The sequence below is a fragment of the Stenotrophomonas sp. PS02297 genome (genome assembly GCF_029959705.1).
Taxonomy (GTDB): domain Bacteria; phylum Pseudomonadota; class Gammaproteobacteria; order Xanthomonadales; family Xanthomonadaceae; genus Stenotrophomonas; species Stenotrophomonas nitritireducens.
In genome coordinates this window covers 1-21658 of the sequence record NZ_JASCOS010000063.1, presented here as the reverse complement: position 1 = coordinate 21658, position 21658 = coordinate 1, and the positions used below count along the sequence as shown (strand labels likewise).

The following is a 21658-nucleotide window of genomic DNA, read 5'->3' as shown; positions in this document are numbered from 1 at the left end:
GGACAGGCTCAGCGTCGAATCGGCCGGCAGCAGGATGCCGGCCGCGCCGAAGTGCGCGGCCGAACGCAGGATCGCGCCGAAGTTGTGCGGGTTGCCCACGCCATCCAGCCACAGCGCCAGCGCCGGCCCGTCGCCGAGCGCCGCCAGCCAGGCGGCCAGCGGCTGCGGTTCGTCGCGCAGCACGTCGGCCACCACGCCTTCGTGGTGGGTGGTGGCGGCGAGCTTGTTGAGGTCGCCCTCGCCCACCACCCGATAACCCACACGGTTGGCCACGCACCACTTCAGCAGCGGCTGCAAACGCGGGATCAGCGCCTCGGCCAGGTACAGCTTGCGCAACGCCTGCGGACGGCGCGCATGCATCGCCAGCACCGCATTGACGCCGTACAGGCGCAGTTCGTCGTTGCCGCGGATGGGGCCATCACCCTCGCCGCGCCCGCCGGCGGGTGCCAGCGGCGTGGCACGCGGGGGACGTGCGGAAGGACGGCGGTTGTTCCAGGGGCTGTTCACTGCGCTCGCGCTCGCTTACTTGTTGCCGCGCCAGAAATCGGCGTTCTTGATGCCCAGGGCATCGGGATTGAAGACCGGGTCCAGGCCCTGCTTCTTCTGCCGCTCGTAGTCGGTCAGCGCCAGCATCGCCGGCTTCTGCAGGATCAGGATCGCCACCACGTTGAGCCAGGCCATCAGGCCAACGCCGATGTCGCCCAGCGCCCACGCCATCTTGGCGTTGTGGAAGGCGCCGAACACCACCATGCCCATGATGCCCAGGCGCAGCAGCAGCGTCGCAGCCGGATGCGTGCGGTTGCTGCCGGCCAGGTAGGTCAGGTTGGTCTCGGCCATGTAGTAGTAGGCCATGATCGTGGTGAAGGCGAAGAAGAACAGCGCCAGCGCCACGAAGCCCGCGCCCCAGCCCGGCAGCACCGATTCCACCGCGGCCTGGGTGAACAGCGCGCCTTCGGAGGGCTGCACGCCGGGTACGCCGGTGACGATGGCTTCCAGCCGGGTGACCCCGCCTTCGGCCACTTCACGGAACACGTTGTACATGCCGGTGGACAGCACCAGGAACGCGGTGGAGGTGCACACCAGCATGGTGTCGAAGTAGATGGCGAAAGCCTGCACGTAACCCTGCTTGGCCGGGTGCGAGACCTCGGCCGCGGCCGCGGCGTGCGGGCCGGTGCCCTGGCCGGCCTCGTTGGCGTAGATGCCGCGCTTGACGCCCCAGGCGATGGCTTGGCCGATGATGCCGCCGAACGCCGCATGCGCGCCGAACGCGCTGGAGAAGATGTCGGCGAACATCGTCGGCACCTTGCTGGCGTTGAGCATCATCACCACGATCGCCATCAGGATGAAGCCCAGCGCCATGAACGGCACGATCACTTCGGCGAAGCTGGCGATGCGCTTGACGCCGCCGAAGATGATCACGCCCAGCAGCACCGCCACGGCCAGGCCGATCCACAGCTTCATGCTGGCCGCCCCACCCACCGTTGCGCAGGCGTCGGCACCGGTGCACAGCACGTTGACCGCGCTGTCGGCGATGGCGTTGGCCTGCACGCCCGGCAGCAGGAAACCGGCGGCGATGACCGTGGCCACGGCGAAGGTCGCCGCATACCACTTCAGGCCCATCGCCTTTTCGATGTAGTAGGCCGGGCCGCCGCGGTAGCGGCCTTCGGCATCCTTGGTCTTGTAGATCTGCGCCAGCGTCGATTCCACATAGGAGGTGGAAGCACCGAGGAAGCCCATCACCCACATCCAGAAGATCGCGCCCGGACCGCCGTAGGCGATGGCGGTGGCGACGCCGGCGATGTTGCCGATGCCCATGCGCCCGGCCATCGACATGGCCAGCGCCTGGAACGAGGACACGCCCGCGTCGGATTTCTGCCCGCGCACGGTGAGGCGGCACATCTCCGCGAAACCACGGATCTGCATGAAGCGGGTGCGCAGGGTGAACCACAGGCCAGCGCCCAGGCACATGAAGATCAGCGCATTGCTCCAGATGATGCCATTTACGAATTCGACGATGGATTCCACGCGGGCTCCCGGGTAGCTGAAGGGAAAGCAGGCAAGCTGCCGATTCTTCCATGATTCCGCAGCGATAGGCAGATGTCGCGACCCCTGCCTTCCAGGCAGGAGATAACCAGGACGTCAGGGGGTATAGCCGCCGGTTGTGGGCCGGGGCCACGCCCGCAGGCGGGAGAAGCAGCGCAGGTCGTGCAGCATGCCGTCCTTGAGCACGGCCTGGCGTTCCAGGCCCTCCTCGGTGAAGCCGTTGTTGAGCAGCACCCGCGCCGAGGCGGGATTGCCGGTCATGACCTGCGCCGCCAGCCGGTACAGGCCCAGTTCGTCCATCACCCAGGGCGCGAAAACGGCCACGACCCGGGTCATGATCCCCTGCCCCCAGTGGCGCCGGCCCAGCCAATAGCCGAGCGTCGCGCCGTGGCGGCGCTCGCCGCTGCCGGGCTGCACGCCGATGCCGCCGCAGGCCTCACCGTCGATCTCCAGGGCGAACACCGGCGCGGACAGATCCACCACCTGCCCGGACAGGAACGCCTCGCCGTCGGCGCGGGTGTAGGGATGCGGGAAGCGCGTGCTCAGCCCGCGCGAGACGTCCGCATCGTCGGCATGCCGCAGCAGCGACGCCAGGTCTTCCGGCCGCCACCGCCGCAGTTGCACGCCAGCGGCGGCCGGCGGTTCACGCATGCCCACCCACCGACGGCGTCTGGCTCTCCTGCCTGGCCAGTTCGTTGGCCACCGTTTCCGGCGACTGCGTATACGGTGCCAGCAGCGCGTAGAACGCCGGCACCACGAACAGCGACAGGAAGGTGGAGACGGCGACGCCGAAGATCACCACGACGCCGATGGTGCCGCGGCTGGCCGAACCCGGGCCGCCGGCCAGCACCAGCGGCACCGCGCCGACCACGGTGGCGATGGAGGTCATCAGGATCGGGCGCAGGCGTACCGTTGAGGCCTCGACGATGGCCTGGTGCACGTTGCGGCCCTCGTCGCGCAGCTGGTTGGCGAACTCCACGATCAGGATGCCGTTCTTGGCCGCCAGGCCGACCAGCATGACGATGCCGATCTGGCTGAACAGGTTGAGCGTGCCGCCGCTGAGGTACAGGCCGACGAAGGCGCCGAGCACGCCCAGCGGCACGGTGAGCATGATCACCAGCGGGTGGATGAAGCTCTCGAACTGCGCGGCCAGCACCAGGTAGACCACCAGCAGGGCCATGGCGAAGGTCAGCAGCACCGCGCTGCCGGCGCTCTGGTACTCGCGCGACTCGCCCTTCCAGTCGATCTGCGCGTACTCGGGCAGCTCCTCGCGCGCGACCTGCTGCACCCAGGCGATGGTCTCGCCCAGCGTGTGGCCGGGCGCGACGCTGGCGCTGATGGTGATCGAGCGCAGCCGGTTGAAGCGGTTCAGGGTGCCGGCCTCGGCCACTTCGCTGAGGCTGACCAGGTTGGACAGCGGCACCAGTTCGCCCGAGCGCGCGCGCACCTGGATCGCCGCCAGGTCGGCCGGCGAGGTGCGGCCCTCGCGCCCGGCCTGCACCAGCACGTCGTATTCCTCGCCGTTGTCGACGAAGGTGGTGACGCGGCGCGAGCCCATCATCGTTTCCAGCGCGCGGCCGATGTCGGTCACGCTCACGCCCAGGTCGGCGGCACGCTGGCGGTCGATGTTCACCCGCATCTGCGGGCGGGTTTCCTTGTAGTCCGAATCGGCGCCGACCAGGCCCGGATAATCGGCCATGCGCGCCAGCAGGCGGTCGCGCCACTGCGCGATCTCGGCGTATTCCGGACCGCCCAGCACCACCTGGAACGGCTGCCCGAAGCTGCGCACCAGGCCGCCGCCGACCTGGGTGCGCACGCGCACGCCGCTCAGGCCGTTGAGCTCCTTCTGCAGCGCGTTGGCGACATCGGTGGTGGCCTCACGGCGCTCGCGCCACGGCTGCAGGAACACGCTGATGCGGCCGGTGTGCATTTCCTCGTTGCTGCCCCAGCCGCCGGGCACGCGCGGGTTGGCGCGCACGATCGGCTCCTTCGGGCCGACGAAGCGGCCGACGATGCGCTCGACCTGCTGCACCTGGCCGACGGTGTAGTCGAAGCCGGCGCCTTCCGGGCCGTCGATCATGATCTGGAACGAGCCGCGGTCCTCGGCCGGCGCAAGTTCCGAGGGCAGCATCCGGAACAGGCCCCAGCTCGCGCCCAGCGCGGCCAGCATCACCAGGCCGAACATCCAGCTGCGCTGCACATGACGGTCCAGCACGCGGCCGTAAGCCGCGGCCACGCGCGCCAGCTGGCGATTGATGAAGCCATTGATGCGGTTGGTCTTCTGCTCGCTGTGCGGCTTGAGCAGCTTGGAGGCCATCATCGGCGTCAGGGTCAGTGCGACGAAGGCCGACAGCGCCACCGCCGCGGCCAGCGCCACCGCCAGCTCGCGGAACAACCGGCCGGTATTGCCTTCGAGGAAACCGACCGGCAGGAACACCGCCACCAGCACCGCGGTGGTGGCGATCACCGCGAACGCCACCTGCGCGGTGCCGCGCCGCGCGGCCACCAGCGGCGGTTCGCCCAGGTCGATGCGGCGCTGCACGTTCTCCACCACCACGATGGCGTCGTCCACCACCAGGCCGATGCACAGCACCAGCGCCAGCAGGGTGAACAGGTTGATCGAGAAGCCGAAGGCGAACAGCGCGATGAACGCCGCCACCAGGCACACCGGTACCGTCACCGCCGGGATCAGCGCCGCGCGCAGGCTGCCCAGGAACAGCCAGATCACCACCAGCACCAGCAGCATCGCCTCCACCAGGGTGGCGTAGACGCGCTCCACCGCCGCCTCGATGAAGGTGGTGTTGTCGAAGGCGACGAAGATATGGGTGCCGGCCGGCAGCGTTTTGGCGATGCGCTCGGCCTCGGCGCGGGTGGCCCGGGCCACGTCCAGCGCGTTGGCGGTGGAGGTCTTGACGATGCCCATGCCGATGCCGGGCTCGCCGTTGCTGCGGTAATAGGCGCGGCGCTCGGCCGAGGCCAGCTCCACCTTGGCCACGTCGCCCAACCGCACCACGTAACCGTCGTTGCCCTTGCCCAGCGGGATGCTGGCGAAGTCGGCCGGAGCCACGTAGCTGCGCTCCACGCGCAGGGTGAAATCGCGGTCGGCCGATTCGATGCGTCCGGCCGGCAGCTCCACGTTCTCGTTGCGCAGCGCGGTTTCCACCTCGCCCACGGTCAGCCCGCGCGCGGCCAGCTGGTCGCGGTCCAGCCAGATGCGCATGGCGTAGCGCTGGCGGCCGCCGATCATCACCCGCGCGACGCCGTCGATGCTGGAGAAGCGGTCGACCACGTAGCGTTCGGCGTAGTCGCTGAGCTCCAGCGTGTCCATCGCCGATGAGCTCATGTTGAACCAGATGATCGGATCGGCGTCGCTCTCGACCTTGGCCACTTCCGGCGGGCGCGCCTCCTCGGGCATGCGGTCGGCAACGCGGCTGACCGCGTCGCGCACGTCGTTGGCGGCGGCCTCGATGTCGCGGTTGGCGGTGAACTCGATGCTCACCGAGGCGCGGCCGTTGGTACTGCGCGCATTGATGGTGTCGATGCCCTCGATGCCGGCCAGCGCGTCTTCCAGCACCTGGGTGATGCGGCTCTCGATCACCGCCGCCGAGGCGCCGGTGTAATCGACCGAGACCGAAACGATGGGCGGGTCGATCGCCGGCAGTTCGCGCAGGGTCAGGCGGTTGAAGGACATCAGCCCCAGCACCACCAGCAGCAGGCTCATCACCACGGCCAGCACCGGCCGCTTGATGGAGAGGTCCGACAGCTTCATCCGGCCGCGGCCTCGGCGGCCGGCGCGGCCTTCGCATCTTCGATGCGCAGGCCCGGGCGCAGCTTGCCGGTGCCGTCCACGACGATGCGCTGCCCGGCCTCCAGCCCCTGCACGATCTCGACCACGCCGGAGCGGCGGGTGCCGGTCTTGACGTCGACGCGCTCGACGGTGGCGTCGTCCTTGACCCGGAACACATAGGAATCGCGGCCGACCTGCACCACCGCGATCTCAGGGATCACCAGCGCCTGCCGCTCGGGGCGGAACACGCGCACGTCCAGCAGCATGCCCGGGCGCAGGGCATGGTCGGGATTGGGGAAATCGGCGCGCACGGTGACCGCGCGGCTGCCCGGATCCACCCGCGCATCGACCGTGCTGACCTCGCCGTCGAAGCCGCGCCCCGGATAGGCGATGCTGCTGCCGCTGACCTTGTCGCCGGGCTTGAGCGAGGCCAGCTCGGCTTCCGGCACCTGGAAATCGACATGCATGCGCGAGATGTCGTCCAGCGTGGCGATGACCGTGGTCGGGGTGACCAGCGAGCCGGGGCTGACCTGGCGGATGCCGAGCACGCCGGCGAACGGCGCCCGCACCTGGCGGTCGGATACGTCCGCGCGCATCTGCCGCACCCGCGCTTCGGCAGCGTCGCGGATCGACTTCTGCGTATCCAGGGTGGAGCTGGCGACCAGCTGCTGGGTCGCCAGTTCGCTCTGCCGGCGATACAGCCGGTCGGCCTCGTCGAAGGTGGCCTGGGCCTGGGCCAGCGCGGCCTGCTGGGCGTCGATGCGCAGGGTCACCAGCGGCGTGCCGGCGGCCACTTCCTGGCCGCTGCGGAAATGCACCGCGTCGATGATCTCGCTGACCTTGGCGGTGACGGTCACCGACTCGCGCGCCTTGGCGGTGCCGATCGCCTGCAGGGTGTCGTTCCAGGTCGAATGCGCGACCACCTGGGTGGTGACCGGCACGGCGCCACCCTGCGCGCGCGGAGCGTCGCCGGCCCCGCGCCCACAGGCGGCCAGTGCCAGCGCCAAGACAGAGCCACCGGCTACGGTGGCGGCAAAACGCCCCAACATACGCAATCCCGTCAGATACACGATCGGGCAGTCTAGCCGGCGCGGATGACAGTCCGGATGTGCCATTGGGTGGGGCTGCAGTGCAAACAAACCGCAAGCTGCCATTGCCGGGCGTTATGGCGAAGGCTGCGCCGGGCCGGCGGGCGGCGGAACAAGCCAGCCAGCGCTGCCCGATTCCGTTCTCCCTGCCGGGAAGCTGCCGCGCAGGGCGGATGTGGGCCAGGGCGGAGCCCGGTGGAGCCGGACCGCACGGCGTTGTCCGCCCGCCACGCTACTCCACGGCCCGCACCAACGGCGCGGGCACCCATCTGCCCGCGTACCCTGCCACGCAGGCAGCGCGGCGCAGCCCCGGACAGGGCCCGGCGCGATACCTCAGCGCAGTGCCAGCCGCACCACCTGGTCGGCCATCGCATCCAGCGCCTCGCCGTCGGCATACAGGTGCAGTTCCGGCGCTTCCGGCGGCTCGTAGGGCGAGTCGATGCCGGTGAAGTTGGGAATCTGCCCGGCCCGCGCCTTGCGGTACAGGCCCTTCACGTCGCGCGACTCGGCGACCTCCAGCGGCACGTCGACGAAGATCTCGACGAACTCGCCCTCGGCGAAGCGCTCGCGGGCCATCTGCCGCTCGGCGCGGAATGGCGAGATGAAGCTGACCAGCACGACCAGGCCGGCATCGACCATCAGTTTCGCCACTTCGGCCACGCGGCGGATGTTCTCCACCCGGTCCTCGTCGGTGAAGCCCAGGTCGCGGTTCAGACCGTGGCGGACGTTGTCGCCGTCGAGCAGGAAAGTGTGGCAGCCGCGCGCATGCAGGCGCTTTTCCACCTGGTTGGCGATCGTGGACTTGCCGGCGCCGGACAGGCCGGTGAACCACAGCACCCTGGGCGTCTGCCCCTTGATCCGCGCGCGCGCGGCCTTGTCCACGTCCAGGTGCTGCCAGTGCACGTTGCCGGCGCGGCGCAGGGCGAAATCCAGGGTGCCGGCGGCGACGGTGGCGTTGCTCTGGCGGTCGATCAGGATGAAGCCGCCCAGCGCGCGGTTGCGGGCATAGGGCTCGAAGGCGATCGGCTCGTCCAGCGACAGGTTGCAGTAGCCGACCTCGTTCAGCTCCAGCCGCTTGGCCGCCAGCTTGTCCTGCGTGTTCACGTCGATGCGGTGCTTGATCTCGCTGACGCTGGCGGCCACGGTGCGGCTGCCGATCTGCAGCCAGTACGGGCGGCCGGGCAGCAGCGCGGCATCGTCCATCCACAGCACGTGCGCGGCGAACTGGTCGGCCACTTCCGGCGGTTCGCCGGCTGCGGCGATGACGTCGCCGCGGCTGACGTCGATCTCGTCGGCCAGGGTCAGGGTCACCGCCTGCCCGGCGGTAGCGGCATCCAGCGGACCGTCCGGGCCCAGCACCTCGCGCACCGTGGAACGGCGTGCCGAGGGCAGCACCACCACCGCGTCGCCGGCGGACACGCGGCCAGCGGCGATGGTGCCGGCGAAACCGCGGAAATCCTGGTTGGGCCGGTTGACCCACTGCACCGGCAGGCGCAGGCCGCTGTCGGCGTCGTGGCCGCTGATCGTCACCGTGTCCAGGTGCTCGAGCAGGCTGGGGCCGGCGTACCATGGCATCAGCGCCGAGCGCGCGGACAGGTTCTGCCCTTCCAGCGCCGACAGCGGGATGGCCTGCACGTTGGCGATGCCCAGCTGCGCGGCCAGCGTGCGGTACTCGCCGGCAATACGCTCGAACACGGCCTGGTCGTAATCGACCAGGTCCATCTTGTTGACCGCCAGCACCACCTGGCCGATGCCGAGCAGCGAGATGATGTAGCTGTGGCGGCGGGTCTGCTGCAGCAGGCCCTTGCGCGCGTCCACCAGCACCACCGCCAGGTCGGCGGTGGAGGCGCCGGTGGCCATGTTGCGGGTGTACTGCTCGTGGCCCGGGCAGTCGGCGACGATGTATTTGCGGCGGTCCGTATCGAAGTAGCGGTAGGCCACGTCGATGGTGATGCCCTGCTCGCGCTCTGCGGCCAGGCCGTCCAGCAGCAGCGCGTAGTCGATGCGCTCGCCCTGGGTGCCGTGGCGGCGGCTGTCGGCCTCCAGCGCGGCCAGCTGGTCGTCGAACAGGCGCTTGCTCTCGTACAGCAGGCGCCCGATCAGCGTGCTCTTGCCGTCGTCGACGCTGCCGCAGGTGATGAAGCGCAGCAGCGGCTTGGACTCGTGCTGCTGCAGGTAGGCCGAGATATCGGAAGAAGTGGCGACCGCGTTCATCAGAAATAGCCCTCCAGCTTCTTCTTCTCCATCGAGGCGGACTGGTCGTGGTCGATCAGCCGGCCCTGCCGCTCGGAACTGGTGGACACCAGCATCTCGGCGATGATCTTCTCCAGCGTGTCGGCCTCGGACTCGATGGCGCCGGTCAGCGGGTAGCAGCCCAGCGTGCGGAAACGCACCCTGCGCAGCTGCGGCACTTCGCCCGGATGCAGCGGCAGGCGCTCGTCGTCGACCATGATCAGGCTGCCGTCGCGCTCCACGACCGGCCGCTCGGCGGCAAAGTACAGCGGCACCACCGGGATCTTCTCGCGGTAGATGTAGAGCCAGATGTCCAGTTCGGTCCAGTTGGACAGCGGGAACGCGCGCACGCTCTCGCCGGCATGGATGCGCGCGTTGTACAGGTTCCACAGCTCCGGGCGCTGGTTCTTGGGATCCCAGCGGTGGCGGTCGTTGCGGAACGAGAACACGCGTTCCTTGGCCCGCGACTTCTCCTCGTCGCGGCGCGCGCCGCCGATGGCCGCATCGAACTTCCACTTGTCCAGCGCCTGCTTCAGGCCCTGGGTCTTCATCACGTCGGTGTGCACGGACGCGCCGTGGCTCACCGGGCCGATGTCCTGGGCGATGCCGTCGGGATTGATGTGCACGCGCAGGTCCACGCCGGTCTCGGCGACGCGGCGGTCGCGGAAGGCGATCATCTCGCGGAACTTCCAGCGCGTGTCCACGTGCAGCAGCGGGATCGGCGGCACCCCGGGCGCGAACGCCTTGAGCAGCAGGTGCAGCAGCACCGAGCTGTCCTTGCCGACCGAATACAGCAGCACCGGGTTGGAGAAGCCGGCCGCGACCTCGCGCAGGATGTGGATGCTTTCGGCTTCCAGCCGGTCGAGGTGCGACAGGGGGGCGGTAACGGTCATTGCGGAGGATTCAGGAGCTGCACGTAGGGGAACGGGAGAAGGGTAACAGCGCGGACCGGTGGAGTCCCCGGCAGGGCAGCGAGTGTGCGGCCCGCCCGCCCCGCGCAGAAATAAACGCAGGGCATGAACCGATAACCGCCCATCCTTTCCCCCGCGCAGGGCGCCTCCCTAGCATCGGTCACCCCATCCCAGACCGGACAGGACATGACCGCCGCCGCTGCCACCGTGCCTCCCAGCCCCCTGCCCGACGACCGCAGGGTCCTGCTGACGCGCCTGGTGGACGGCCTGGACGGCAACAGCCTGTGGTGGCTGTCCGGCTTCGCCGCCGGCCTGGCCCAGGGCCATCCGCCGCCGTCGCTGGCGGTGATCGCCGGCGGCCAGCCGGCCGCGCAGGCCTCGGGCCGGCTGACCATCGTCTACGGCAGCCAGACCGGCAACGCGCGCCGCGCCGCCGAACAGCTGGCCGGCGAGGCCGAAGCGGCCGGGCTGGCGGTACGCCTGGTCCGCGCCGACGCCTACCCCACCCGGGAGCTGGCCGGCGAGCGCCTGCTCTACATCGTCATCAGCACCCAGGGCGAAGGCGACCCGCCGGACGACGCCATCGGCCTGGTCGAGTTCATCGCCGGCAAGCGCGCACCCAAACTGCCCGAACTCAGGTACGCCGTGCTCGGCCTGGGCGATTCCAGCTACGCCGATTTCTGCGGCATCGGCCGCAGGCTGGACGCGCGCCTGGCCGAACTCGGCGCGCATCGCCTGCAGCCGGCAGGCGAGGCCGACCTGGACATCGAGAGCGTGGCGGCGCCGTGGCGCGCCCGCGCGCTGGCCGATGCGCGCCGGACGCTCGGCGAAAGCGCCGCGCCGGCCGTCAACAACGTCACCCCGCTGCGCCAGGGACAGAGCGCGGCGCACAGCGCGCAGCATCCGTTCCATGCCGAACTGCTGGCGCGGCAGCGGGTCAGCGGCCGCGACTTCAAGGGCCCGGCCTATGGCCACTACGGGCGCAGCGACAAGCACGTGCATCACCTAGAACTTTCGCTGGAAGGCAGCGGCCTGCACTACGAGCCGGGCGACGCGCTGGGCATCGTCCATCGCAACCCGCCGCAACTGGTCGACGCCGTCCTCGCAGCCACCGGCCTGGACGGCGACACCGGCGTCACCCACGACGGCCACACCCGCCCGCTGGCGCAGTGGCTGGGCGAACAGCGCGAACTGACCCGCCTCTCGCGCCCGCTGCTGGCGACCGTGGCCGAGCGCAGCGGCAACGCCGATCTGGCGGGCCTGCTGGAACCGGCGCGCGCCGGCGAACTGGCCGCCGTATTCGCCGACCATCAACTGGTCGACGTGCTGCACCGCTGGCCAGCGGACTGGGACGCCAGCGCGCTGGTCGCCATGCTGCGCCCGGCCGCACACCGCCTGTACTCGATCGCCTCCAGCCGCAAGCGGGTCGGCGACGAGGTCCACCTGACCGTGGACGAACTGGCCTATGACGCGCATGGCCGCGACCATGTCGGTGCCGCCAGCGCCTTCCTGGCGGCGCTGGAGGAAGGCGCGCAGGTGCCGGTGTTCGTCGAGCCCAACGAACGCTTCCGCGTGCCGGTCGATGCCAGCCGCGACATCATCATGATCGGCCCCGGCACCGGCGTGGCGCCGTTCCGCGGCTTCGTGCAGGAGCGTGCCGAAACCGGCGCCGCCGGCCGCAACTGGCTGTTCTTCGGCGCCCGCCATTTCAACCGCGACTTCCTCTACCAGGTCGAGTGGCAGGACGCCCTGCAGCGCAAGGAACTGCATCGCCTCGACCTGGCCTTCTCCCGCGACCAGGCCGAAAAGGTCTACGTGCAGCAGCGCCTGCGCGAACAGGGCCGCGACCTGTACGACTGGCTGCAGGGCGGCGCGCACCTGTACGTGTGCGGCGCGATCGGCATGGGCAAGGACGTGCATGCCGCTCTGCTGAACATCGTCGCCGCGCACAACGGCGGCGACGCCGAGGCCGCGGCCGGCTACCTGTCCGGCCTGCAGCGCGATGGCCGCTACGCCCGCGACGTCTACTGACCCCTTCCGAATCCTCCGCAGGAGCGACGCAGCTCGCTCCTGCATACAGCGCAGACACTCCCCGCCATGTCCCATCCTTCCGTAGAAAAGATCAAACTCGAAAGCCGGCGCCTGCGCGGCACCATTGTCGAGGGCCTGGGCGATGCCACCACCGGCTCGCTGAACTTCGAGGACCAGCGCACCATCAAGTTCCACGGCAGCTACCAGCAGGACGACCGCGACCTGCGCGACGAGCGCCGCCGGCAGAAGCTGGAACCCGCGCACCAGTTCATGATCCGCATCCGCGCGCCGGGCGGCGTGTTCACCCCGCAGCAGTGGCTCAAGCTCGACGGGATCGCCACCACTTACGCCAACCATTCGCTGCGCGTGACCACGCGCCAGACCTTCCAGTTCCACGGCGTGATCAAGCGCGAACTGAAGGCGACGATGCAGGCGATAAATTCCGCCGCGATGGATACCGTCTCGGCCTGCGGCGACGTCAACCGCAACGTGCTCGGCGCCAGCAACCCGCTGCAGTCGGCCCTGCACGCGCAGGTGCACGACTGGGCGCAGCAGCTGTCGCTGCGCTTCAAGCCGGCCACCCGCGCCTACTACGAGATCTGGCTGGACGAGGAGAAGGTGGCCGGGAGCGGTGCCGAGCACGAGCCGGTCTACGGCGACGCCTACCTGCCGCGCAAGTTCAAGATCGCCGTGGCAGTGCCGCCTTACAACGACGTGGACGTGTTCGCCAACGACCTGGGCCTGATCGCCATCGTCGACGACGCCGGCGAGCTCGCCGGCTTCAACGTGGCCATCGGCGGCGGCATGGGCGCCAGCCACGGCATCGCCGCGCACTACCCGCGCGTGGGCAATGTGATCGGCTTCGTCGCGCCGGAGCAGGTGTTCGCCATCGCCGAGGCCGCCATCACCGTGCAGCGCGACCTGGGCGACCGCGAGGAACGCAAGCACGCGCGTTTCAAGTACACCATCGACGACCACGGTTCGGACAGGATCGTGGCGATGATGGAGGAGCGCGCCGGCTTCCGGCTGCAGCCGGCGCGGCCGTTCCTGTTCGAGCACAACGGCGACCGCTTCGGCTGGGTCGAGGGCGAGGACGGCCTGTGGCATCTCACCTTGTCCCTGCCGTGCGGCCGCATCGCCGACACCCCGGGGCGCCCGCTGCTGACCGGCATGCGCGAGATCGCCAGGGTGCACCAGGGCGAGTTCCGCATGACCGCCAACCAGAACGTGATCGTCGCCGGCGTGCCCGCGGCGCAGCGCGCGCGCATCGACGCGCTGGCCGCGCAGCACGGGCTGGACCTGGAGAACAACGCGCCCACCGCCACCGCCCGCAGCGCCGTGGCCTGCGTGGCGCTGCCCACCTGCGCGCTGGCGATGGCCGAAGCCGAACGCTACCTGCCCGGCTTCCTGGCCGCGCTGGAACCGCTGCTCGCCCGGCATGGCCTGCGCGAGGCGCCGATCCTGCTGCGCGTGTCCGGCTGCCCGAATGGCTGCTCGCGCCCCTACCTGGCCGAGATCGCCCTGGTCGGCAAGGCACCGGGCCGCTACAACCTGTTCCTCGGCGGCGACCACCGCGGCCAGCGCCTGAACACGCTGTACCGCGACAACATCACCGAGGCGCAGATCCTCGAAGCCCTCGACCCGCTGCTGGCCCGCTACGCCGCGGAACGTGGGAGCGACGAACGCTTCGGCGACTTCCTGCACCGCAGCGGCCTGATCGAGCTGCCGCCCTACCCGACCCACCGCCAGATCGCCGTGGAACTGCACGCATGAACGCCCTGTCCCTGCCCCCCCTCAACGACGAGACCCTCGCGCCCCTGGACGAGGACGCCGCCACGCTTGGCGCGCGGCTGGAAACTATGGACGCCGAGCAGCGCGTGCACTGGGCGCTGCGGCACACGCCGGGCACCCACGTGCTGTCCTCCAGCTTCGGCGCGCAGTCGGCGGTGGCCCTGCACCTGCTCAGCCGCCAGCAGCCCGACATCCCGGTGATCCTGATCGACACCGGCTACCTGTTCCCGGAAACCTACCGCTTCGCCGACGAACTGACCCAGCGGCTGGGCCTGAACCTGAAGGTGTACCGGCCGCTGGTCAGCCGCGCGTGGATGGAAGCGCGCCATGGCCGCCTGTGGGAACAGGGACTGGTCGGCATCGAGCAGTACAACAACCTGCGCAAGGTCGAGCCGATGAAGCGCGCCCTGGACGAACTGCAGGCCGGCACCTGGTTCACCGGCCTGCGCCGCAGCCAGTCGGCCAGCCGCGCCGCCACACCGGTCCTGCAGCGCCGCGAGGGGCGCTGGAAGGTCAACCCGATCGCCGACTGGAGCGACCGCGACGTGTGGCGGTACCTCAAGCAGCACGACCTGCCCTATCACCCGCTGTGGGAACAGGGCTATGTCTCCATCGGCGATTACCACACCACCCGTCGCTGGGAGCCGGGCATGCGCGAGGAGGACACCCGCTTCTTCGGGCTCAAGCGCGAGTGCGGCCTGCACGAGATGTGACCGCGTCCGGCGCGGGCCGGGCAACGATGCGGGGTATCGCAAGATTCGATGCCGGCCGGGAAGACGGCCGGCGCGGTGGGATCAGGCGTCCGCGGCTTCCTGCTGCCGCTCCCAGAACGCGAGCAGCTCGCGCAGGCCCGGCGCCTCGCCGGTACGCGCCACGTCTTCGTGCAGATAGCGCGCCTCCTGTCGCCACTGGCGGCTGCTCAACGTCTGCAGCACGCTGCCCTTCGTATGGCTGCAGCCCATGTGCCACCGGGTGAAATACAGCTGTTCCACCGGGCCGTTCTGCAGTTCCACCAGTTCGACATGCAGGCGCGAGGCGCGGATGCGCGCATAGATGCGTGCCACGCTACCTTCCGGTCCCTCGATGTACTGGAAGAAGCGGCGGCCATCGTGGAGCAGGACACCGGTGACGCCCTCCAGATGGTTGTGCGCCCGCGCATCGACCAGCAGGCGATCCAGGTCGGCCACCGCCAGCCCGGCCACGGCGGTACTGGCGTATGCCACTGCCCATCGCGTCATCCACGCATCCTCCGGCCCGGTCGGGCGAGCATGCCACAGGCATCCCGCTGCCGGTTGGCCGGCAGCGGGGGAGTACGCGTCAGTAGCGGTAATCCAGCTTCAACCAGAAGGTGCGGCCCGGTTCGTTGATCCGCACCGGATCGGCAGGGAAGCCGAAATCGGCGCTGCCGGCCAGGTTCAGGTGTTCGGCGTAGGCGCGGTCGAACAGGTTGTCCACGCCGGCGCTGGCGCGCAGGCCGTCGCTGATGCGGTAGGCGCCGTTGAGCGACAGCGTGGCGAAGCCCGCGCTCGGGCCGAGATCGCGCGCGACCACGTTGCCCTCGTCCAGCGCCACCCGGTTCTGCCGGCCCACCACCCGCAGCAGGGCGCCGGTGGACCAGCGCGCATGCTCCCAGGACGCGGTGAAGCGCCCCTCCAGCGGCGGGATCTGCGGCAGCGGCCGCTGCTCGTCGCGGTTTTCGCCCCAGGCGTAGGCCAGCGTGCTGCCCAGCTTCCAGCCGTGCACCGGCCGCCATTCCAGCCCGGCCTCGGCGCCGGCGATGCGCGCATCGGCATTGCCCGCCCGCATGCTGCTGCCCATCATGCCGCCGCTGCGGTAGGCGAACAGGATGTAGTCCTGGATGCGCCCGGCATAGGCCGACACCCAGGCGTCCAGCGTGCGGCCATGGAACTGCAGGCCCAGGTCGAGCTGGGTGGTCTTTTCCGGCTTCACCCCGGCGAAGGCGTTGGCGCTGCCGGCCGGCCCCGCATCGGCCGAGAACAGTTCCCAGTAATCGGGCATGCGCTCGGCATGGCCGAGCCCGGCGTACCAGGTCCAGGCCTGGCCATGGTCGCGCTCATAGCGCAGGAAGCCGCTGCCCAGCGTTTCCTCGCGCGTCTGCCCGGCGGTGGGATTGGGCATGCCCATCATCCCGGTGGTCAGGCGCAGGTCCTTCGCCTGCGCCCTGTCCATGCGCAGGCCGCTCACCCAGCGCCGCGGCGTGTCCTCGCCGAAAGTCAGTTCGGCGAATGCGCCGTGGTTGCGCAGCTCGGCGTCGCGGGTCCACGGCATCTGCCGGAAGGTGCCGCGGCCCATGCCGTTGCGCTTGCGATGGCGGCTGTCCTGGGCATCGACGCCGGCGACGACGGCCACGTCCTGCCAGCGCCACTCCGAAGCGACGCGGCCACCGGTGGTGCGCCGCTCCACGTTCGACGCCATCGGCATCGGCATGCTGCCGTGCGGGTTGGGCGTGCGCAGCGTGTAGTTGTCCATCACGTGGTCGGCGTCGTTGTAGTACAGGTTGGCCTGCAGCTTGTCCCACGCACCGGGCAGGTTGCCGCGCTCGAAACGCAGGCCGTAGCTGCTGCGCTTGAACGCCGCGCCGTCCATGCCGCGGCCGGCATAGCGGGCCAGCGCATCGCCGGTGCCGGCGTTGAGTTCGAGCACGGTATCAGCGTCGGGCGTCCAGCCGATGGCGGCATCGGCGTTCCACTTGCGCCAGCGCGAGGGCACCACCTCGCCGTTGCCGTCGCGGTAGTCGCCGGACTCGGAGCGGTTGCCGTTCACCCGCACATAGCCCGGGCTGCTGCCGAAGCTGGCGTCGAGCATCTGGTCGTTGCGGTTGCTGGAGCCGCCCAGCGCGCTGGCCTGCAGCTGCATGCCCGGTGCGTCGAAGCGCGGCATGTCGCGCTCGAAGCGCACCGTGCCGGCCGAGGCGCCCGCGCCCCAGCGCACGCTCTGCGGGCCCTTGATGACGGTGAGCCGGTCGTAGGTTTCAGGAGCGATGTAGGACAGCGGGTTGTCCATGCGCGAGGGACAGGCGCCGATCAGGCTGCCGTCGTTGCTGAGGATGTTCAGCCGCGAACCGGACAGGCCGCGCAGCACCGGGTCGCCATTGGTGCCGCCGTTGCGGATGGCGGAAAAGCCCGGGACGGTCTTCAGATAGTCGGCGCCGTCGCTGGCCGGCACCGGCTGCCGCGGCAGGCGCGGGTCGGTGACCCAGTTCAGCGGAGAGGAGGGCGCGGCGCTGGTGACGACCAGGGTGTCCAGCGTCTTGATCGAATCGGGTTCGTCGGCGTGAGCGGGCTGGGGAAACAGCGCCAGGCAGACACAGGCGGCCAGGCACGCCGGGACGCCCGGCATACGGGAAACGGGATACATGAGGTTCTCCGGTACGACATGCCGCGTACTGCCGGAGGGCAGCAGGCGGCGGGAAGAAGGGGAAGTGTCGTCAGGAGAAAAGCGGCGGCCCGCGCGCCAGGTGCGCCGGCCAGCGCAGGGCGGCGGCGAAGACGGTCGCGCGCGGCGACTGCGGTGCGATGCGGTACAGCAGCGGCGCCAGCACCAGCAGCACCGCCAGCCACGGCAGCAGCCGCGACGCCATGGTGCAGTAGTCGCAGGCCTCGCCATGGGCGGCGTGGGGATCGGCCGGCGGCGTCTTGCCGATCGCGCTTTCGGCGGCCCCATGCCCGGCGTGCGCGTCCATCGCGTGGTGATCGGCCGGCACGGTGTCCGGCATCGCCATCGCGGGCATCGCATGCGCCATGGACGCGTGCGCGCCCTGCCCGGCCTGCACCCAGCGGCTGACCACCGGCGCCAACGCCATCAGCAGCGTGGCCGCCAGCGCGAGCAGCAACATCCAGCGGTGCAGGAGCGGAGACCGGTTCACGCCGATAGTTTAGAGCCGATACCGCGGCCCGCCCCTGCGACGGACTGCCGCAGGGGGAGCAACGGGAGAGAGCAAAAGCAGGAACTGTCGGGCGGATGCTTCGGCTTTCGCCGGTACGGGCTGCCCGCTCCTCGCCTCAACGCCTCAGCTGGTGATCGTCTGGGTCAGTTCTTCCCAGCTCGGCGGCGTCGGCCAGTCGGCCTCCTGGTTGCCGTCGAGCACGCGGCGCAGGTCGCGCTTGTCGATCTGCGGGGCCAGCACGTGCACCAGTTCCAGTGCGTAGTCGCGCAGCACGCGGTCGCGCGGCAGCACCGCCCAGGCGACGCACTCGGGAATCGCCGCCGGCGCCGGCCAGGCGCGCAGGTCGCTGTCGCCGGCACTGACCGCCATTTCGGCCAGCAGGCCCACGCCCAGGCCGGCGCGTACATAGGTCTTGATCAGGTCGGCGTCGAGCGCGGTCAGCGCCAGGTCCGGCTCCAGCCCCTGCGTGGCGAACGCGCGGCGCAGCGAGGAACTCGGGCGGGTCGAGGATTCGTAGCTGATCAGCGGGTGCGCGGCCAGCGCGGCCATGTCCGGCAGCTTGCCGGCGCGGTCCAGCGCATGGCCCTTGGGCACCAGCGCCAGCCGCCGCCAGCGGTACAGCGGCACCGCGATGCCGGTGCTGGGTTCGCCGCCGGCGGTACTGACGATGGCGATGTCGGCGTCGCCCTGGCTGAGCAGGTCCAGCGCGTCGCTTTCGGCTGCCTGCTGCAGGTGCACGCTGACCTGCGGATAGGCCAGCTTGATCCGCGCCACCGCCGGCGGCAGCACGAAGCGCGCCTGGGTGTGGGTGGTGGTCAGGATCAGCTGGCCGTGGCTCTCGCGGCGCTGGTTGGCCGCGTAGGTGCGGATGTTGTTGGCCTCGGCCAGCACCAGGCGGGCGCGGGCGATCACTTCCCCGCCGGCCGGGGTCACCGATTCCAGGCTGCGCCCCTTGCGCACGAACAGCAGGAAACCCAGCTCGTCCTCCAGCTGCTTGAGCTGCTTGGACAGTCCCGGCTGGGTGGCGTGCACGCGCGTGGCCGCCAGCGTGATGTTGAGCTCGGCGTCGGCAATGGCCACCAGGTAGCGCAGTTGGGTCAGGGTCATCGGAGTCGGGAAGGCGGCTCGGCGGGGACGGATGACTGTAGGTCAGATTGCCCGATCTACTTATAACCGAAAGTAATTTAATAGGCGGCGCAAGTCATTTCCGGGCTTCAGGGGCCGGGGCTACGGTCAGCATCCCTTCCGCCACCGCCTCCCCCACCGCCTTGGACGCTCCCCTGTTCCCCCTGTTCGCCGATCTGAACGGCCGCGCCGTGCTGGTGGTCGGCGGTGGTGCGGTGGCCGGGCGCAAGGTCGAAGCGCTGCTGCATGCCGGCGCCCGCCCCCGGGTCGGCGCGCCGCAGCTGTCGCCGGCGCTGCGGGAACTGGCCGAGGCCGGCCGCATCGACTGGCTTCCGGGCCTGTTCGACACCCGCTGGCTGGCCGAGGACGTCTGGCTGGTGATCGCCGCCACCGATGAGCCGGTGGTCAACCGCGCGGTGGCCGGCGCCGCCGAGGCGCAGCGGCTGTTCGTGAACGTGGTGGACGACGCACAGCTGTCGCGCTTCCACGTACCGGCCATGGTCGAACGCGGCGCGTTGCAGATCGCCGTCTCCAGCGGCGGCGCCGCGCCAATGGTGGCGCGCCATGTCCGCCGCCGGCTGGAAGAACTGTTCGATGACGCCTGGGGCCGGTTGACCGAGCTGGCCGGCCGCCATCGCCCGGCCATCCGCGCGCATTTCCCCGACACCGGCGCGCGCCGCCGTTTCTTCGACCGCCTGCTCGACGGACCGGTGCTGGACCTGCTGCGCCGCCACCGCCAGGCCGACGCCGAGCTCGCCCTGCAGCAGGCGATGGCCGGCGAACCGCCGGCCGCCGCCGGTTCGGTGGTGCTGGTCGGCGCCGGTTCCGGCGATCCCGGCCTGCTCACCCTGGCCGGGCTGCGCGCCCTGAACCAGGCCGACGTGATCCTCCACGACCGCCTGGTCAGCGCCGAGGTGCTGCAGCTGGCCCGCCGCGACGCCGAGCGCATCGAGGTCGGCAAGTCCGCGCGCGGCCACAGCACCGGCCAGGAACACATCCACGCACTGATGCTGGAGCACGCCCGCGCCGGCCGCCGCGTGGTGCGGCTCAAGGGCGGCGACGCCTTCGTGTTCGGCCGCGGCGGCGAGGAGCTGCAGTTCCTGCGCGCGCACGGCGTTCCCTATGAAGTGGTGCCCGGCATCACCGCGGCGCTGGCCTGCGCCGCATCCACCGGCATTCCGCTCACCCACCGCGACCACGCCCAGCAGCTGCGCCTGGTCACCGCGCACTGCCGCGATTCGCTGGACACGCTGGACTGGCCGGCGCTGGCCGCGCCGCGGCAGACCCTGGTGTTCTACATGGGCGTGGCCGCGCTGGCGCAGATCCAGGCGCGCCTGCTCGATGCCGGCCTGCCCGCCGCCACGCCGTTCGCGCTGGTGGAAAACGGCTCGCGTACCGACCAGCGCGTGGTCAGCGGCACGCTGCGGCAACTGGCCGGCGCCGCCGGCCTGCACGCCGTACGGTCGCCGGCGCTGCTGATCCTCGGCGACGTGGCCGGGCTGGCCGACGAACTGCACTGGTTCGGCGACGCGCCGCTGCCGGCCACCTCCCGCACATCCTCACCTTCCGCAAAGACGCCGCCGCCGACACTGGCCGACGCCGCCTGATTCCTTTCCAGGAGATCTCCATGGCCATCTACAGCAACATCCTCGATACCGTCGGCAGCACCCCGGTGGTGAAACTCAACCGCCTGGCACCGGCCGGCGTGGACGTCTACGTCAAGGTCGAATCGTTCAACCCCGGCGGCTCGGTCAAGGACCGCCTGGCGCTGGCGATCGTGCTCGATGCCGAGAAGCGCGGCGTGCTCAAGCCCGGCGACACCATCGTCGAGGCCACCTCCGGCAACACCGGCGTCGCCCTGGCCATGGTCGCCGCCGCGCGCGGCTACAAGTTCGTCGCGGTGATGACCGAGACGTTCTCGGTCGAACGCCGCAAGGCCATGCGCGCCTATGGCGCCAAGGTGATCCTGACCCCGGCCGCGGCGCGCGGCACCGGCATGGTGGAGAAGGCGAAGGAACTGGCCGCCAAGCACGGCTGGTTCCTGGCCAGCCAGTTCGCCAACCCGGCCAACCCGGCCTACCACCGCAACACCACCGCCGCCGAGATCCTGCGCGACTTCGCCGGCAGGCGCCTGGACTATTTCGTCAGCGGCTGGGGCACCGGCGGCACCCTGACCGGCGTCGGCGAAGTGCTGAAGCTGGCGCGGCCGGACACCCGCATCATCGCCACCGAACCAGCCGGCGCCTCGCTGCTCAAGGGCGATGAGTGGAAGCCGCACAAGATCCAGGGCTGGACCCCGGATTTCGTGCCGGAAGTGCTCAACCGCAATGCCTACGACGAGCTGTATTCGGTGCAGGACGAGCGCGCGATCGAAACCTCGCGCCGGCTGGCCGCCGAGGAAGGCATCTTCGTCGGCATCTCCTCCGGCGCCACCGCCGCCACCGCGCTGGACGTGGCCGCCAAGGCCCCCGCCGGCTCGGTAATCCTGGCGATGCTGCCGGACACCGGCGAGCGCTACTTCTCCACCCCGCTGTTCGCCGACATCAACGAAGGCAGCGACGACGACTGGCTGGCCGGCCTGCCGTAAGCCACGGCCCCGGGACCTGCGCTGCCGCGACCGGGGGACGCCCCGGTGATTTCCGCCGCCCGCAACGGTTCCATTTCTTGCGCTGCATCCCTGTACCTCCCCCGGGGCCGGGGGCGGCCCCCCCCGGGGGGGGGGGGGGGGGGCGCCGGGGGGGCC

At 70.4% G+C, this 21658-nt stretch carries 16 protein-coding genes; 5 read left to right on the top strand and 11 right to left on the bottom strand.

Annotated elements, in window-relative coordinates; all coding sequences use genetic code 11:
• From QMX80_RS12330 to cysD, 7 genes are all read right to left on the bottom strand, one after another.
• Nucleotides 1–450 (bottom strand): RNA methyltransferase substrate-binding domain-containing protein (locus QMX80_RS12330; RefSeq protein WP_282277341.1); only part of this gene is annotated, 450 nt, incomplete at its 3' end.
• 72 nt (nucleotides 451–522) lie between these two features.
• Entirely contained in the window at nucleotides 523–2025 is a 1503-nt protein-coding gene (locus QMX80_RS12325; RefSeq protein WP_055771475.1) for an alanine/glycine:cation symporter family protein, read from the bottom strand.
• A 114-nt stretch (nucleotides 2026–2139) separates the two neighbouring features.
• Nucleotides 2140–2694, bottom strand: coding sequence for a GNAT family protein (locus tag QMX80_RS12320; protein WP_282277334.1), 555 nt, complete (start codon nucleotides 2692–2694; stop codon nucleotides 2140–2142).
• On the bottom strand, nucleotides 2687–5812 hold the full coding sequence (locus QMX80_RS12315) for an efflux RND transporter permease subunit (RefSeq protein WP_055771478.1): 3126 nt from the start codon (nucleotides 5810–5812) through the stop codon (nucleotides 2687–2689). The genes QMX80_RS12320 and QMX80_RS12315 overlap by 8 nt, the downstream gene beginning before the upstream one ends.
• Nucleotides 5809–6837: an efflux RND transporter periplasmic adaptor subunit gene (locus QMX80_RS12310; RefSeq protein WP_273082561.1), complete on the bottom strand. Its 1029-nt coding sequence runs from the start codon at nucleotides 6835–6837 to the stop codon at nucleotides 5809–5811. Before QMX80_RS12310 ends, QMX80_RS12315 begins: the two co-directional genes overlap by 4 nt.
• Before the next feature lie 414 nt (nucleotides 6838–7251).
• Complete coding sequence (cysN, locus tag QMX80_RS12305) at nucleotides 7252–9132, bottom strand: sulfate adenylyltransferase subunit CysN (RefSeq protein ID WP_282277330.1); 1881 nt, start codon at nucleotides 9130–9132, stop codon at nucleotides 7252–7254.
• Nucleotides 9132–10043 (bottom strand): sulfate adenylyltransferase subunit CysD, encoded by a 912-nt coding sequence (gene cysD, locus QMX80_RS12300; protein WP_055771492.1) that lies wholly within the window; start codon nucleotides 10041–10043, stop codon nucleotides 9132–9134. The genes cysN and cysD overlap by 1 nt, the downstream gene beginning before the upstream one ends.
• Nucleotides 10044–10247: 204 nt before the next feature.
• Here cysD and QMX80_RS12295 point away from each other — a divergent pair, with 204 nt between their 5' ends.
• The 3 genes from QMX80_RS12295 to QMX80_RS12285 all read left to right on the top strand — a co-directional run bounded on the left by QMX80_RS12295 (nucleotide 10248) and on the right by QMX80_RS12285 (nucleotide 14596).
• Nucleotides 10248–12092 (top strand): assimilatory sulfite reductase (NADPH) flavoprotein subunit, encoded by a 1845-nt coding sequence (locus QMX80_RS12295; RefSeq protein WP_282277328.1) that lies wholly within the window; start codon nucleotides 10248–10250, stop codon nucleotides 12090–12092.
• A 66-nt stretch (nucleotides 12093–12158) separates the two neighbouring features.
• Nucleotides 12159–13865: an assimilatory sulfite reductase (NADPH) hemoprotein subunit gene (cysI, locus tag QMX80_RS12290; protein ID WP_055771498.1), complete on the top strand. Its 1707-nt coding sequence runs from the start codon at nucleotides 12159–12161 to the stop codon at nucleotides 13863–13865.
• On the top strand, nucleotides 13862–14596 hold the full coding sequence (locus tag QMX80_RS12285; protein ID WP_282277325.1) for a phosphoadenylyl-sulfate reductase: 735 nt from the start codon (nucleotides 13862–13864) through the stop codon (nucleotides 14594–14596). Before cysI ends, QMX80_RS12285 begins: the two co-directional genes overlap by 4 nt.
• Nucleotides 14597–14677: 81 nt before the next feature.
• On the opposite strand, the gene QMX80_RS12280 is transcribed toward QMX80_RS12285, so the two are convergent.
• The 4 genes from QMX80_RS12280 to QMX80_RS12265 all read right to left on the bottom strand — a co-directional run bounded on the left by QMX80_RS12280 (nucleotide 14678) and on the right by QMX80_RS12265 (nucleotide 18897).
• Nucleotides 14678–15121 (bottom strand): BLUF domain-containing protein, encoded by a 444-nt coding sequence (locus QMX80_RS12280; protein ID WP_282277324.1) that lies wholly within the window; start codon nucleotides 15119–15121, stop codon nucleotides 14678–14680.
• A 79-nt stretch (nucleotides 15122–15200) separates the two neighbouring features.
• Nucleotides 15201–17261 carry a TonB-dependent copper receptor gene (locus QMX80_RS12275; protein ID WP_282277323.1) on the bottom strand — a complete coding sequence of 687 codons (2061 nt, stop codon included), beginning with the start codon at nucleotides 17259–17261 and terminating at the stop codon, nucleotides 15201–15203.
• A gap of 70 nt (nucleotides 17262–17331) precedes the next feature.
• Nucleotides 17332–17739, bottom strand: a complete 408-nt coding sequence (locus QMX80_RS12270; RefSeq protein WP_345782378.1) for a DUF2946 family protein — start codon at nucleotides 17737–17739, stop codon at nucleotides 17332–17334.
• 174 nt (nucleotides 17740–17913) lie between these two features.
• Nucleotides 17914–18897 carry a LysR family transcriptional regulator gene (locus QMX80_RS12265; protein WP_055771512.1) on the bottom strand — a complete coding sequence of 328 codons (984 nt, stop codon included), beginning with the start codon at nucleotides 18895–18897 and terminating at the stop codon, nucleotides 17914–17916.
• Nucleotides 18898–19058: 161 nt separating this feature from the next.
• Between QMX80_RS12265 and cysG the strand changes: the two genes are divergently transcribed.
• Nucleotides 19059–20522 carry a siroheme synthase CysG gene (gene cysG, locus QMX80_RS12260; RefSeq protein ID WP_282277321.1) on the top strand — a complete coding sequence of 488 codons (1464 nt, stop codon included), beginning with the start codon at nucleotides 19059–19061 and terminating at the stop codon, nucleotides 20520–20522.
• A 20-nt stretch (nucleotides 20523–20542) separates the two neighbouring features.
• A complete protein-coding gene (cysK, locus tag QMX80_RS12255) occupies nucleotides 20543–21502 on the top strand; it encodes a cysteine synthase A (protein ID WP_282277320.1) in 960 nt (319 codons plus the stop codon).
• Nucleotides 21503–21658: the final 156 nt, after the last annotated feature.

Excerpts from the sequence above, each read along its gene's own strand:
- QMX80_RS12320 (WP_282277334.1), bottom strand. The coding sequence starts at position 2,694 with ATGCGTGAACCGCCGGCCGCCGCTGGCGTGCAACTGCGGCGGTGGCGG.
- QMX80_RS12315 (WP_055771478.1), bottom strand. The coding sequence starts at position 5,812 with ATGAAGCTGTCGGACCTCTCCATCAAGCGGCCGGTGCTGGCCGTGGTG.
- cysN (WP_282277330.1), bottom strand. The coding sequence starts at position 9,132 with ATGAACGCGGTCGCCACTTCTTCCGATATCTCGGCCTACCTGCAGCAG.
- cysD (WP_055771492.1), bottom strand. The coding sequence starts at position 10,043 with ATGACCGTTACCGCCCCCCTGTCGCACCTCGACCGGCTGGAAGCCGAA.
- QMX80_RS12295 (WP_282277328.1), top strand. The coding sequence starts at position 10,248 with ATGACCGCCGCCGCTGCCACCGTGCCTCCCAGCCCCCTGCCCGACGAC.
- cysI (WP_055771498.1), top strand. The coding sequence starts at position 12,159 with ATGTCCCATCCTTCCGTAGAAAAGATCAAACTCGAAAGCCGGCGCCTG.
- QMX80_RS12285 (WP_282277325.1), top strand. The coding sequence starts at position 13,862 with ATGAACGCCCTGTCCCTGCCCCCCCTCAACGACGAGACCCTCGCGCCC.
- QMX80_RS12280 (WP_282277324.1), bottom strand. The coding sequence starts at position 15,121 with ATGACGCGATGGGCAGTGGCATACGCCAGTACCGCCGTGGCCGGGCTG.
- QMX80_RS12275 (WP_282277323.1), bottom strand. The coding sequence starts at position 17,261 with ATGTATCCCGTTTCCCGTATGCCGGGCGTCCCGGCGTGCCTGGCCGCC.
- QMX80_RS12270 (WP_345782378.1), bottom strand. The coding sequence starts at position 17,739 with ATGTTGCTGCTCGCGCTGGCGGCCACGCTGCTGATGGCGTTGGCGCCG.
- QMX80_RS12265 (WP_055771512.1), bottom strand. The coding sequence starts at position 18,897 with ATGACCCTGACCCAACTGCGCTACCTGGTGGCCATTGCCGACGCCGAG.
- cysK (WP_282277320.1), top strand. The coding sequence starts at position 20,543 with ATGGCCATCTACAGCAACATCCTCGATACCGTCGGCAGCACCCCGGTG.